Origin of the sequence: Dielma fastidiosa, assembly GCF_003475485.1 — a bacterium.
GTDB classification, from domain to species: Bacteria; Bacillota_I; Bacilli_A; order Erysipelotrichales; family Erysipelotrichaceae; genus Dielma; species Dielma fastidiosa.
This window is the reverse complement of sequence record NZ_QRQL01000008.1, coordinates 14,928-28,734: the sequence shown is the minus strand read 5'-3', so window position 1 is coordinate 28,734 and position 13,807 is coordinate 14,928. Positions and strand designations below refer to the sequence as shown.

Sequence of the window (13,807 nt, the reverse complement as noted above, 5' to 3'; positions counted from 1 at the left end):
TTCATTTAGAAAGGATGAGATTATGACTAAAAAACCAAATATTATTTATTTTGTAGCGGATCAGATGCGCTGTGACGCACTGGCTCATATGGGCAATCCTGCTTCCATCACCCCTAATCTTGATGCTGTTTTAGAGGACGGTGTTTCATTTAGAAACGCGTATTGTCAAAATCCGGTTTGTGTTCCGAGCCGCTGCAGCTTTTTGACTGGACTGTATCCGCATACGACGGGACATCGCACGATTCATTATCTGCAGAATATGGGCGAGCCTAATTTTCTTAGGACAATGAAGAATAACGGCTATGAGGTTATCTGGATCGGCCGCAATGATGTCGTGCCAGGTAATTATTCAAAGGAAGATTATTGTGACGCATATTATGATGGTGTTCATAAAGAGGATCGAAAAGCGGTAACGAAAACTAAATCATTCAACCATGGCTTTAAGCTTGATGGTGACGCGGATACCAGCGTACCTGGGTATTATTCTCATTACATTGGCAAGCTGAGTGAGGAACAGGCGCATCAGGGCGGTATGAGCGGCAGCGACTGGGGCTGTGTGGATGCGGCGCTTGATTATATTGAGCGCAAAAGCAAAGAAGAGGATGCTAAGCCGTTCTTCCTTTATGTCACATTAGCTTTCCCGCATCCGCCTTATGGCTGCGAAGATCCATGGTACAGCAGCATTGACCGCACAAAATTACCGCCGAGAAGACCAAGTGTGTTAAGCTTAAAAGGAAAGCCGAGCATGCTTACCGGCATTGCTGAAAAACAAGATCTCGATGCTTGGGGTGAAGCGAACATGAATGAGCTGAGGGCTACCTATTTAGCTATGGTCTCACGCTTTGATTATCAGTTTGGCTTAGTGCGTGATAAATTAAAGGAATGTCAGCTCTATGATGATACAAGCATCTTTGTCTTCAGTGATCACGGTGATTATACTTGTGATTATTCCATAGCGGAAAAGGTTCAGAACAGCTTTGATGATCCGGTTGTGAATGTGCCGCTGATTGTTAAGCCGGCTGCTCAGTTCCCATGCAGACCAAGGGTTACTAACGCACTGGCAGAGCTTGTAGATCTTAGCGAAACAGTCTGTGATATGACCGGTGTGAAGACAGAATATGTTCAATTCGGCAAATCGCTGCTTGATGTATTAGCCGGCAGTGAAACGCATAAGGAGGCGGTATTCAGCGAAGGCGGCCGCATTCACGGTGAAACATGGGCGATGGAGAAGGGACATGGCAAAGCGTCATTGTATTGGCCTCGGCTCTCCACACAGGAATCAGAGGGGCCTGAACATACTAAAGCGGTTATGATCCGCATGGGAAATTTGAAATATATTTATCGTCTTTATGAGGAAGATGAGCTTTATGACCTTGAAAAAGATCCGCAGGAGTTAGATAATAGAATTAATGATCCGGCTTATGGTGAAGCGGTACTTAAAATGAAATCAAGAATGCTTGATTTTATGGTTGAAACCGGTGATCTTGTACCAGATCGGAAAGACATACGATAAGGAGGGTATTATGCCATTTAGAAAAGATTTTTTATGGGGCGGTGCGACGGCCGCCAATCAATGTGAGGGTGGATATAATTTAGACGGCAGAGGCTTGGCAAATGTAGATGTTGTACCGCATGGTCCAGACCGCATGAAGGTAAGTGCCGGCAAGCTGAAAATGCTGGAACATCAGGAAGGCTATTATTATCCTGCCTGTGAAGCGATTGATATGTACCATCATTATAAGGAAGACATTGCGCTTTTTGGTGAAATGGGTTTTAAAACCTATCGTCTTTCTATCGCTTGGACACGGATTTTCCCTAAGGGTGATGAAGCTGAACCAAATGAAGCTGGCTTAAAATTCTATGAGGATCTGTTTAAGGAATGTCATAAATATGGCATTGAACCTTTGGTTACAATAACTCATTTTGACTGCCCGATCCATCTGATCAAGGAATACGGCGGCTGGAAGAACCGCAGGCTGATCGAATTTTATAAAAATTTAGTAACCGTTTTATTTACCCGCTATAAAGGCTTAGTTAAATATTGGCTGACTTTTAATGAAATTAATATGATTCTGCATATGCCGTTTATGGGTGCCGGCTTAGTGTTTGAAGAAGGTGAAAATGAGGAACAGGCAAAATATCTGGCTGCTCATCATGAATTAGTTGCCAGCGCATGGGCTACCAAAATTGCGCATGAAATTGATCCGGAGAATAAAATAGGCTGTATGCTGGCAGCGGGTCTGACGTATCCTTACAGCTGCTCTCCGGAGGATGTATTTGAGGCTCAGCGCAAGAACCGTGATAATTATTTCTTTATTGATGTGCAAAGCCGCGGTAAATATCCTGCCTATGCGCTGAAAGAATTTGAACGCAAGGGAATTGATGTCGGCATGAGTGAGGAAGACCGTCAGATTTTGAAAGCTCATACGGTTGACTTTATTTCATTCTCTTATTATTCAAGCCGCTGCATCAGCACTGATCCTGAAATTCTTGCGAAGGAAATGAGCGGCAATGCGTTTAAGGGTGTAAAGAATCCATATCTGAAGGCTTCTGAATGGGGCTGGCAGATTGACGCGCTAGGTCTTAGAACGACCATGAATGAGTTATATGACCGTTATCAGAAACCATTATTTATTGTGGAAAATGGATTAGGCGCCAAGGATGCTGTCGATGAAAATGGTTATGTCGAAGATGATTACCGCATTGATTATCTCAGAGCGCACATTCAGGCTATGAAAGATGCCGTAGAGCTGGATGGTGTAGAGCTTTGGGGATATACAAGCTGGGGACCGATTGACTTAGTCAGTGCTTCTACCGGTGAGATGTCAAAGCGTTATGGCTTCATCTATGTCGATAAGGATGACGCGGGCAGCGGCAGCTTAAAGCGTTCCAAGAAGAAGAGCTTTGACTGGTATAAGAAGGTTATCGCCACTAATGGCGAAGATTTAAAATAAAGAGGGAGAAACAACATGAAAAAAATTGTTTTGTTATGCGCGGCTGGTATGAGTACAAGTATGTTAGTTACCAGGATGAAGAAAGCGGCTGATGAAATCGCTTATGAGTGCGATATTAATGCGTATTCAATAGCGGAGGCCAAGGAAGTAGGCGCTGATGCCGATATCATTTTATTGGGGCCGCAGGTGCGTTTTAATTTGGGTAAGGTTAAGGAGCAATGTCCAAACTGCCCGGTTGAGGCAATTGACATGACAGCTTATGGCATGATGGATGGCGCTAAGGTTATCAAACGTGTCAAAGAAGTATTAGGTGAATAGCATGGAAGGAATTGAACTGATCAGCTTTCAGATCATCAGTGCGGTGGGTACTGCCCGTTCAATGTATATCGAAGCGATTCAGCTGGCCAAGGACGGTAAAATCAGTGAAGCAGAAGCGATGATGGAAGAAGGCCAAAAAGTTTTTGTGGAAGGTCATCACGCGCATGCCTCTTTAATCCAGAAAGAAGCGGCTGGCGAGAAAACCGAATTTGCATTATTGCTGATGCATGCGGAGGATCAGCTGATGAGTGCTGAAGCTTTTGGTATCTTGGCTCAGGAATTTATTGATATTTATAAAAAATTGAATTAATAATCATTGGATCAGGGTTATGCTCTGATCCTTTTCTTTGGCTGATAAAATAACATGCAGCTCGCTTTTAATTATGGCTCTATCCCTTTCAATTGCCTCTCAAACATGGTAAAATTAATAATAATATTTATATCATTTCAGCATGTTTGGAGGGGATATGATGAAAGCTAAAAGGATAATATTAGCTATCTGTGTGCTTTTTAATACCTGTTTGGGTTTAGCTGCATCAGATATCCATGCTGAAGAAGATCAAGTCATAAAAGTGGGTTATCCAATTCAAGAGGGACTTACAGATATTGATGAGAATGGAAATTTAAGCGGTTATACTTATGAGTATATTCAGGAAATGGCTTTATATAATGGCTGGCAGGTTGAGTTTGTCCAAGCTGAGGGAAGTATTGATGAAAGCTTAATAACTTTGATGGATATGCTTGAAAAAGGGGAAATCGATCTTATGGGCGGAATGTCATACAGCGCCGCTATGGATGAAATCTATGATTATTCAAGCCGCAGCTATGGTATTGCTTATACAACCTTAGTCATATTAAATAATAAGACGTTTATTGTTGATTCGACCCAGATGCAGCATGTGCGGATAGCGGTGCATAAGAATGCGAACATGCGCCTGCGGGAGCTGAATGAGTTTTGTGAAATGAATCTGATTGAACCGGAGTATTTTTATTATGACAGCACTGAAGCAATGCTTAACGCTTTGACAAGCGGTGAAGCGGAGGCAATGCTGAGTACGAGCGCTGAGAAGGTAGACGGTGTGCGCACGGTAGCTAAATTTGCGCCGAAGCCTTTTTATTTCATTACCACATCCGGCAATTCATCGCTGATACAGGAAATAAATCTGGCGCTGCAGAATATCGAACAGACTAATCCATATTTCATGTCAGAAATGGAGAGCAAATATTTTTCACACGGCCATGATGAGCTGATTTTAAATGATGATGAATTAGCGTTTATTGAACAGGGAAACGTGTTTAAAGCCGGTGTGCTTACCAATCAACCGCCTTTTCAATATGAAGCTAACGGTGAATTAAAGGGGATTGCTGTAGATGTGCTGAAGGCTATCGCGGAAAAAACGGGATTGAATATTGAGCTAATAGCAGTTTCAACACCAGGTCAGCTAGATCAAATGATGGCGGATAAGGAAATTGATATCTCACTTGCCATGACTTATGATTATGATCTTGCTGAGGAGCTGCGCATTCAGATGACCAATCCTTATCTTGAGGCTCAATATATCATGATGATGAATGATACGACCAATACAGATGATTTGCGGGATAAAACACTGGCGCTGACTAAAACGGTGGAATACAGCCGGATTGAGACTTCCTCTACTAAGTGGTATGACACGATTGAGGAATGTGTCAAAGCCGTGAATAATGGTGAAGCTGATTATATGTTTGGGGATAATTACATGGTTCAGTATTTTATCAATCAGCCGCAGTTCAGTAATGTTTATCTGATTCCGCAGACTTATGATGTGCGCCGAATCTGCTTTGGGGTAGTAAGACAGCCCAATCATCATTTGCTTAATATTATGAATAAGGCGGTCATGGCTTTTCCTGATGAAGAAATGCAGACAATTATTTTTCTGAATACAACCTATGAGAATGATTATAATGTTAAGGATTTGATTAATAAATACCCGCTTACATTTATATTCTTGATTAGTTCTGTTTCGGCAGTGATTATTCTGGCGCTGGTATGGGGATTGCGGACTAAAATTAAAATGAGCAATAAGATTCAGCTTGATTTGAAGAAGCATCTTCAGGTCTATGAATTATCAAGTGATCATTTCTTTGAATATGATTATGCTTCAGATATTCTGATGATTTCCAGAAAAGGGGCTGGCGGCGAAAGTGTTGAAAGCTTTACGAAGCATGGGGAAATGAGTGAAACCGATGAACGAGGGCAATTTTATGAGCAGGTATTCTTCAAGCTTTTGAAAGAGGGAAAGGATACGAGCCATGATCTTCTGTGTCCGATGGAAAATGGTGATTTACATTGGTATCGGTTTATTTTCAAGACGGTATGCGATGATTTAGGCAATCCGGCATATTGCATCGGTAAGATTAGTGATATTGATGATGAGAAAAAAGAAAAAGAGCGTTTGGAGAAACAGGCGCAGCTTGACAGTTTGACTGGTGTTTATAACGCGGCAGCATCACGGATGCAGATTATTGAGGAGCTTAACCGGCTGGCGGCAGATCAGCATGATGGTTTAATGCTGATTGATATTGATGATTTTAAGCATATCAATGACAGCTATGGGCATCTTAATGGCGATAAGGTCTTATGCAATCTTGCCCAGTTATTGAAGAATAATTTTGATGCTCAGCGCTGTCTGATCGGCCGTCCGGGCGGTGATGAATTTGTGGTTTATGTGCGTGATACAAATCGGGAAGAGCTTGGGCAGTTGTGTGAGAAGCTGCTGGCGTGTGTAGCTGATATGGTCAATGATGATGAAATTCATGTTTCAGTGAGTATCGGAGCGGCGATTGCCAGTGCCGGCGATCGGTTTGAGACTATCTACCAGCGTTCTGATGAGGCGATGTATAACTCAAAGCGCAACGGCAGAAATTGTTATGAAATTATCGGATAAGGAGTGTTATCATGCGGATTGGTGTAGTGTCAGACACTCATAATGTATTGCGTCCAGAGGTGATTGCGAGCCTGCGCGGCTGTGATTATATCCTGCATGCCGGTGATCTATGCTGTGAAGAGCTTCTAATGCAGCTCAAAGCGCTTGGCAAGGTTTGTGTTGTGCGTGGCAATAATGATCTTGGCGCATGGGCCGCTGAACTCAAGGTGGTGGAAAGGCTGAAGCTAGACGGCCTGCAGATCGTGATGTGTCATGAGTATATTGATATGCCGGAAGCGTCAGAGGCAGATATCGTCATTAACGGACATTCCCATCGCTATCGGTGTGAAAAAAAAGGCAGGCAATGGTTTTTGAATCCAGGCAGCTGCGGCAGGCGGCGGTTTAATTATCCATTAACGTGGATGATTTTGATTACCGATAAGGGTGAGCTGACGATTGAACGTCATGAAATTAAGGATATAGAAAAGAAACAGTAGCGGTAGCTGCTGCTTTTTTTGTGATTGTTGCATGAAAAAGGCTGCTTTTATCAGTGTTTATCGTTAAAATTAAAAGATTTCAGCTTTTATGCGTTTCCTTTATGTTTCAATTGAAATGAATCATCACATCAGTTAAAATAAAAGCATAAGGGGTGGCGTATGAAATTAAGTATCATTGTAGCAGTCTATGATGCGGAAGCAACTTTAAGACGCTGTTTAGACAGCTGTCTCAATCAGACTTACCGTGATTTTGAAGTAATCATTGTTGATGACGGAAGTAAGGATGGCTCTTTGAAGATTATTGAAGAATATTGCAGGAGATATCCAAAATTATTTAAAAGCTTTCCACTAGAGGTAAACAGCGGTTCCGGCAAGGCCCGCAATATTGGCTTGAGTCATGTCAGCGGTGATTATTTTACTTTTTTAGATGATGACGACGTTGTTGTGCCTGATGGTTATGCGCAGATCATGGCGGCGGCCGAAGCGTCGAAGGCGGATATTTTGATGTTTGATGCCTATCAGGTGGCACCTGATGGCAGCCGCAGGCGTTATTATTCAGCGCTTGATTTCAGCAATGAAGGTGAAATCAGCCGGCAGCAGTATTTTATTGCTCTGCCTTTTCCTTGGAATAAAATCTATAAGCGAAAATTTATCGATCTTGGCATGCGTTTCCCAGAAGGTATCTGGTACGCTTATTTGGCCTGCATACCGGCTTTGGCAGGTGCTGCGGATAAGATTGTCTATCTAAAGAAGCCATTGATTGAATATTATCAGACAGAAAATTCAATGACCCGCAATGATAAATTCAGGGTTAAATCATTGGATATTCTAAAAGCTATCACCATCTTAAATCAAAATAGTAATCAATCACTGTTTAAGATGGAATGTGAGTTTTTAGCTTATCAATATATTTTAAAAATTGGTGCTCCTTTCTTAAACGAGTATCGTCAGGATCAATATCTTGATGAATTAGCGAATTATATGGCTAAATATTTCCCGCGCTGGCAGCAGAATATGTATGTCAAAAAAGAACGCTCTGAGGATGTGCGAAGGGCAAATTTATATTTTAAGAAGAAGTATAAGGTTATTCGCATGCGGGATAAAATCAGTGCCTTGCTGCATCGAAAACATCACGATTAAGGAGTTGATTTAATGATTGAAGCAACGAATGAGTTTGTGAATCTGACTGCTGAAAATATTGACAGTGAGCATTTATGCTGTATCATTCGTACAAAAAAGCAGCATCCAGGTGTTGAAGCTAAACGTCAATGGCTTAAAGAGCAGCTGCCTCAAGGTCATGTGTTTAGAAAATTAAATGCTAAGGCGACGGTATTTATCGAATATGCGCCGCTTGAAAAAGCATGGGTGTCGATTGTCGGTGATAATTATATTTATATTTATTGTCTATGGGTTTTAGGTGATGCGAAAGGCAAAGGCTATGGCAAAGCGCTCATGGAATACTGCATTGAAGATGCCAAGGCGAATGGTAAGTCCGGTGTCTGTATGCTTGGTTCAGCAAAACAGAAAAGCTGGCTGTCAGATCAGTCATTTGCGAAAAAGTTTGGCTTTACGCAGGTGGAGTGTACAGCGAATGGCTATGAGCTGCTTGCCCTCTCCTTTGACGGCACTCTTCCTCACTTTGCCGATCAGGCTAAGCAAATGCGGATTGATGATGATCAGCTATGTATTTATTATGACTGCCAGTGCCCCTATGTGTATCAAGTTTTACCTAATATCCAAGCATATTGTGAGGCAAACGCAGTTGAGTATAAGCTGATTCAGATTGAGTCGCTTTCACAGGCTAAAGCGCTGCCATGTGTGTTTAATAACTTTGCGGTATTTTATAAGAGAAGGTTTGAAACAGTAAACCTGCTTGATAATAAGGCGTTAGAAAGAATTTTAAAGAAATGATGGTTAAAGTCTTTTGAAAAGACTTTTTTAAATTAAACAGTCTCATTGCATGGTATGAATAAAATGGTTATGCTTAAGGCAGGAGGTGGCTGTTATGGCTAATGAAGATAAAAAAGATTTTAACGCGATGCTGAAGGATAATAAGGGAATGCCGAAGCTTCAGATCATCACTGACAGCAAAAGTATTGAAAAATACGGCGGCAGCAGGATGTACTTTGCCCCGCCAATTGCTTATGATGAGATTATGAAACAGATTCCTTATGGGAAGGTTATTACTGTGGGTAAAATCAGGGATTATTTTGCGGCTAAAAATGAGGCTGATTTCACTGATCCAATCACCGCCGGAATCTTCGTTTCAATCGCCGCATGGGCCAGTGAGCAGCGTTCTGATTCATTAACCCCTTACTGGCGGACATTAAAAGCTAATGGTGAATTGAATTCAAAATATCCGGGCGGTATTGAAAGGCAGAAGGCACAGCTGATGGCAGAAGGGCATACAATCATTCAAAAAGGGCGTAAAAATATCAAATACTATGTGGCAGATTATGAAAAAGCTCTTTTTGATTTAAGCTTATGATGTTTATAAAAAGTATTGCCCCTGTTTTAGCGGCGGGTGTGATTGCGGTTGCTATGGTATTCATCATCAAGAAACAGCACAAAACCGATGAAAAGGCAGCAACCTGCATGGCTGAGGGAGTTGCTTTAGGACTTTGCTTTGGTGCGGCAATCGGATCATCAATGCCGGCTTTTCTTCCTTATTTTATCAGCTTGGGATCATTGCTTGGTCTGCTGATTGGCATGCGGATTAAAAAATAATTTTAGATTAAAAAAAGCCAGCGGTTAGCTGGCTTACTGTATGTTTTATAGAGTCACTGACCAAAGACCATGCAGATTGCAGTATTCATAAACAGCAACTACCTGTTCACCTTCCGCAAGTTTAAAATCAGCGGCTGGTACTTCATGCGGTTTCAGGTACTTGATCATGCCGCCCTTATTGGTTTCTACATAGATCCATTGAATTGAGTGAGCATCTTCCATTGGATGAGCGACTGACGCAACTGCAACATGGCATGTATCATTCACAATACTAACCACCGGTACGTGTTTTTCATTAGCTCCGTCACTTGTATTAGGTACTAATTCCTGCATCTTCTCTCCGCAGCAGAAAACCGGAACATGTTTATCTTCAATCATTTCTACAATATTGCCGCAAATAGCACAGCGATAAAATTTTGTCATAAATAATACCCTCCTTTTATTAGGTATGCCCTTATTATATAGGATATATACGTGAGGTCAATTAATATGCTTTTTTATACCGTTGATGATTGAGTTAAGCATTTTATGCGGTTTTTCATGTTGTTTTATTGTTCATTGGGACAGCCATGGTAAAAGAAAGATTGAAAAAAATTCATAATGTGATATTATTAAAGAGCACGGGAGGCGACGTTTATGAAAAAAATAGGAATTCTGATGACTTTGGCTGTCATGCTGTTAAGCGGATGTGTCAAAGAAGGACCAGAAGGAAAAGCTTGTCCTGAAGATCAGGCCACAAATGCCGCAACAGCAAAAGACTATGCGCAGACTTTAATTGATCATGACTATGATACAGCTCTTACATATAATTATTCAGCTGAAATGTCAGATGTCTTAAATAATGGAAAAATGATTGATTTATTAAAATCAAAAGTAGATTCATTTGGTGAATTTAAGGAAATGCAGGCGGCTTTATGCTCAAGTGAAGAGAGTAAGAATATCATTACTCTGCCGATGAAATTCTCTAAACAGAATTTTAATCTGAATATCAGTTTTGATGGAGAAGGAAAGATTACCGGTATTACCTTCAGTGAGTTTACAGGTAAATAGTGCGGCAAGGCTGCACTTTTTTTTCGGCTTCCTGGTAGAGACAAATGATTGTGATTGTGATAGAATAGTAAAGTTTGTAATGGAGAGATGAAAATGAAAAAAATATTTTTATGTGTAATTTTGTTGCTGGCTGGCGCATGCAGCGCGCCAAGTCAGGATGTATCGGAAAAAGTATCCTTTATTGATGATCGCGGAGTTCAAGTTGAAGTGACTAAAAAGCCGCAGCGTACAGCGGTGCTGATGGGCTCGTATGCGGATATCTGGCTGAATGCCGGCGGTGAAATTATTGCCAGTGTACAGGACGCGCTGGATCGCGGTTTAATTGATGAAGAGATTGCAATTGTGGGCAGCGGCAAAGAGGTAAACAGTGAACAGCTGCTGGCAGTTAAGCCTGATTTTGTGATTCTGTCTTTAGATTATCCGAATCATTTAGAATTGGATCAGCTGCTGAGTGATGCCGGTATCGCGCATGCTTATTTTCAGATTGATTCATTTGATCAATATCTGAATTGTTTAAAGATATTTACCGATATTATGGATAATCCGCAGGCCTATGAAACATATGGCAGTGATGTGAAAGCACGGGTAGATGCTGTTTTTGATAAGCTTAAGGATGCTGAGGGGAATCCGAAGGTTTTATTGCTGAGAGCTTTTTCAACAGGGATGAAGGCTAAAGCGGGTGATCATTTTGTCGGTGAAATGCTGAATGAGCTGAAGGCGGATAATATTGCTGAACACGCGAAGCTGCTGCTTGATGAATTAAGTATGGAAGTGATTTTAAAAGAGAATCCGGAAATTATTTTTGTAACGATGATGGGCAGTGATACCCAGGCTGCCATTGATTATGTAAAGAATGAAATGCAGTCAGCGCCATGGCAGCAGGTTAAGGCTGTGCAGACGGGACAGGTGATCTTCCTTGATAAGGAATTATATCACTATAAACCGAATGCACGCTGGGATGAAGCATATGAAGGTCTTGCAAAGGTTCTTTATCCGCATCTGTTCCAATAAGTTATCATTGTTTATTCTGGGTATTAGTTTGTTGTTAATTGTTTCAATCCTGTGTCTGGTGTTTGGCAGTGTGCCGTTGTCCTTGAATGACTTGCTGAAAGGCTTAAGTGATGCCGGCAGCTTGGAACATACAATTCTCTTTTCGATCCGCCTGCCGCGGTTGGCGGGTGGGCTGTTAGCCGGGGCTGCTTTCTCGGCGGCGGGTGTATTATTGCAGGGCGTGCTTAATAATGCGCTGGCTTCGCCGAATGTGATTGGTGTGAATGCCGGGGCGGGTTTTGCGGTGATGCTGCTGCTGGCGCTGCTGCCTGATTATAGCTCTTATGCGGCACTGGCGGCTTTTCTGGGCGCTTTTTTGAGTGCGGTATTGATCGTGTCAATCGCTGCTAAGACAGGTGCTTCACGCATTACCTTGGTGTTGTCAGGGGTAGCGGTAAGCAGCTTTCTGAATGCGATGATGTCAGCATTAGAATTGATGCATATCGATCTGGCTGTTAATGTTAAAGTCTTTATGAATGGCTCATTAGCGAATATTCATTTTTCACAGCTGGCCCTGCCGGCTGTCTTGATTCTTGCCGCCTTGTGTGCGGTATGTTTCTTGGCTCGTTCATTGAATATCTTAATGCTGGGTGATGAGGTCGCGTTATCATTAGGGGTGAACAGTTCCCGGCTGCGTTTATTGCTGCTGCTGTTTGCGTCGCTCTTGGCGGGCTGTGCGGTATCCTATGCCGGTCTGATTGGATTTGTCGGTCTGATTGTTCCGCATTTCGCAAGAAAAATGGTAGGCAATGATCATCGGGTATTACTGCCTTTCGCAAGCTTATGCGGCGCTGTTTTTACCTTGCTTTGTGATCTGGCGGGCCGGGTGTTTTTTGCCCCCTATGAATTGCCGGTGGGTATTGTGCTGGCATTTATCGGCAGTCCCTTCTTTTTGTTTCTGTTAATTAATCAGAAAGGCAGGCGGCTTCATGATTAGATTTGAAAATGCGTCAATCGGTTATCATGAACCGATTCTTAAAGCGCTGAATCTGACAATCAAAAAAGGCGGCATACATGTGATCGTAGGGCCTAATGGCTGCGGTAAAACAACGATGATGAAGAGGATTTTAACACCCAGCATGGTCAGTGAGGGCAAGGTTTTGCTGGCTGAAAGAGAATTGAATACCTATACGTTAAATGAGCGTGCTAAATGCTTTGCCTATCTTCCGCAGACTCGGCCGATTCCTCATATTCACGGGAAAACATTAGTGGGACATGGCCGCTATCCATATCAGGGCTTTCTGCGCTCCTCCACCCAACAAGACCGCAGCATCGTGGATCAAGTTATGGCCCAGACCCAAACAACACACTTTGCGCATGAGTATGTGGATGAGCTTTCCGGCGGTCAGCGCCAGCGTGTGTTTCTTGCCATGGCCTTGGCACAAAACTGTGAGTGGCTGTTGCTTGATGAGCCGACAACCTATCTGGACTTTACTTCACAATTAGAAGTCATGCAGCTAATTAAAACGTTAAAGGAACAGGGAAAAACAATCCTGCTGACGCTGCATGATCTGAGTCAGGCGCTGCAGCTTGCTGATGAGTTAATTGTGATGAATGATGGAAGAATTGAAGCACAGGGCAGTGTTGATCAAATTCTTGCCGATCATTTGCTTGAACGCGTTTTTCACATCCGCATTAAAATCTTTAATGAAAATGGAAAAAGATATCCGTTTATTGAAGCAGAAGTATAGAAAAATGATTTCCTTTATGTATTTAGGAAATCATTTTTTTTATATTTTATTAATATCGCTGTCAGCGCTTGGCTGTTTAAGGCTGGAAAGGGTATTATTGGCTCGGGCGAAAGCCATGGCTGGATATTCTTCTCCATCCATAGGACATCGTGCCAGCAGCCGTTCTTATATCCGCTGTTATGAAAGATGCCGATGGGCTTATATCCCAATTTTTGATGCAGGCGGATACTGGCTTCATTGGGAATCGTAATGCAGCCATAAAGATTTACATAATGCATGCTTTTTAAAATGTCTTCCAGGGCTTGGTAGAGCAAGGTGCCGACGCCTTGATTGTGAACTTCAGCTTTCAGATAAACACTCAACTCAGCATCCCAGTCATAAGCGGCCCGCTCGCGCAAACGAGAAGCATAGGCATAACCAATAATTTCTCCATCAGCTTCACATACAAGCCATGGAAACTGTGACAGCTTGTGATGCACACGTTCGACAAATTCTTCATAAGCAGGCACCTCGGTTTCAAAAGTAATCGAGGTTTTCTCAATGTAGGGCTTATAGATCATAAATACTTCCTGAATATCTTGATCTTCAATACATCGGATTTTCATATTCTGTCT

General features: G+C 42.2%; 16 protein-coding genes. 14 read left to right on the top strand and 2 right to left on the bottom strand.

The features are described from left to right. The first annotated feature begins 22 nt into the window (after window positions 1-22). From DWZ33_RS13890 to DWZ33_RS13845, 10 genes are all read left to right on the top strand, one after another. Window positions 23-1,513 carry a sulfatase family protein gene (locus DWZ33_RS13890; RefSeq protein WP_118455325.1) on the top strand — a complete coding sequence of 497 codons (1,491 nt, stop codon included), beginning with the start codon at window positions 23-25 and terminating at the stop codon, window positions 1,511-1,513. A gap of 10 nt (window positions 1,514-1,523) precedes the next feature. Then, window positions 1,524-2,954 carry a 6-phospho-beta-glucosidase gene (locus tag DWZ33_RS13885; RefSeq protein ID WP_118455324.1) on the top strand — a complete coding sequence of 477 codons (1,431 nt, stop codon included), beginning with the start codon at window positions 1,524-1,526 and terminating at the stop codon, window positions 2,952-2,954. A 15-nt stretch (window positions 2,955-2,969) separates the two neighbouring features. Further along, a complete protein-coding gene (locus DWZ33_RS13880; protein ID WP_118455322.1) occupies window positions 2,970-3,272 on the top strand; it encodes a PTS sugar transporter subunit IIB in 303 nt (100 codons plus the stop codon). Window position 3,273: 1 nt separating this feature from the next. Beyond that, a complete protein-coding gene (locus DWZ33_RS13875) occupies window positions 3,274-3,582 on the top strand; it encodes a PTS sugar transporter subunit IIA (protein WP_022938559.1) in 309 nt (102 codons plus the stop codon). 157 nt (window positions 3,583-3,739) lie between these two features. Next, complete coding sequence (locus DWZ33_RS13870; RefSeq protein ID WP_182425730.1) at window positions 3,740-6,199, top strand: diguanylate cyclase domain-containing protein; 2,460 nt, start codon at window positions 3,740-3,742, stop codon at window positions 6,197-6,199. 11 nt (window positions 6,200-6,210) lie between these two features. Next, a complete protein-coding gene (locus DWZ33_RS13865) occupies window positions 6,211-6,675 on the top strand; it encodes a metallophosphoesterase family protein (RefSeq protein ID WP_118455318.1) in 465 nt (154 codons plus the stop codon). Between the two features lie 159 nt (window positions 6,676-6,834). Further along, complete coding sequence (locus tag DWZ33_RS13860) at window positions 6,835-7,815, top strand: glycosyltransferase family 2 protein (protein ID WP_022938556.1); 981 nt, start codon at window positions 6,835-6,837, stop codon at window positions 7,813-7,815. Window positions 7,816-7,827: 12 nt separating this feature from the next. Further along, window positions 7,828-8,586 (top strand): GNAT family N-acetyltransferase, encoded by a 759-nt coding sequence (locus DWZ33_RS13855; RefSeq protein ID WP_118455316.1) that lies wholly within the window; start codon window positions 7,828-7,830, stop codon window positions 8,584-8,586. 94 nt (window positions 8,587-8,680) lie between these two features. Further along, window positions 8,681-9,163: an MGMT family protein gene (locus DWZ33_RS13850; protein WP_022938554.1), complete on the top strand. Its 483-nt coding sequence runs from the start codon at window positions 8,681-8,683 to the stop codon at window positions 9,161-9,163. Further along, window positions 9,160-9,402: a hypothetical protein gene (locus DWZ33_RS13845; RefSeq protein ID WP_022938553.1), complete on the top strand. Its 243-nt coding sequence runs from the start codon at window positions 9,160-9,162 to the stop codon at window positions 9,400-9,402. The genes DWZ33_RS13850 and DWZ33_RS13845 overlap by 4 nt, the downstream gene beginning before the upstream one ends. Window positions 9,403-9,447: 45 nt before the next feature. On the opposite strand, the gene DWZ33_RS13840 is transcribed toward DWZ33_RS13845, so the two are convergent. Beyond that, on the bottom strand, window positions 9,448-9,825 hold the full coding sequence (locus DWZ33_RS13840; RefSeq protein ID WP_022938552.1) for a desulfoferrodoxin family protein: 378 nt from the start codon (window positions 9,823-9,825) through the stop codon (window positions 9,448-9,450). A gap of 213 nt (window positions 9,826-10,038) precedes the next feature. Here DWZ33_RS13840 and DWZ33_RS13835 point away from each other — a divergent pair, with 213 nt between their 5' ends. The 4 genes from DWZ33_RS13835 (at window position 10,039) to DWZ33_RS13820 (ending at window position 13,193) form a co-directional block, all read left to right on the top strand. Beyond that, a complete protein-coding gene (locus DWZ33_RS13835; protein WP_022938551.1) occupies window positions 10,039-10,452 on the top strand; it encodes a DUF3887 domain-containing protein in 414 nt (137 codons plus the stop codon). A 93-nt stretch (window positions 10,453-10,545) separates the two neighbouring features. Then, window positions 10,546-11,463 (top strand): ABC transporter substrate-binding protein, encoded by a 918-nt coding sequence (locus tag DWZ33_RS13830; protein WP_022938550.1) that lies wholly within the window; start codon window positions 10,546-10,548, stop codon window positions 11,461-11,463. Beyond that, window positions 11,420-12,439, top strand: coding sequence for a FecCD family ABC transporter permease (locus tag DWZ33_RS13825; RefSeq protein ID WP_118455314.1), 1,020 nt, complete (start codon window positions 11,420-11,422; stop codon window positions 12,437-12,439). Before DWZ33_RS13830 ends, DWZ33_RS13825 begins: the two co-directional genes overlap by 44 nt. Next, window positions 12,432-13,193, top strand: a complete 762-nt coding sequence (locus tag DWZ33_RS13820) for an ABC transporter ATP-binding protein (protein WP_118455312.1) — start codon at window positions 12,432-12,434, stop codon at window positions 13,191-13,193. Before DWZ33_RS13825 ends, DWZ33_RS13820 begins: the two co-directional genes overlap by 8 nt. 14 nt (window positions 13,194-13,207) lie before the next feature. On the opposite strand, the gene DWZ33_RS13815 is transcribed toward DWZ33_RS13820, so the two are convergent. Then, the gene (locus tag DWZ33_RS13815; protein WP_118455310.1) at window positions 13,208-13,798 is read right to left on the bottom strand and encodes a GNAT family N-acetyltransferase; all 591 of its coding nucleotides are present in this window, start codon (window positions 13,796-13,798) and stop codon (window positions 13,208-13,210) included. Between the last annotated feature and the right edge of the window lie 9 nt (window positions 13,799-13,807).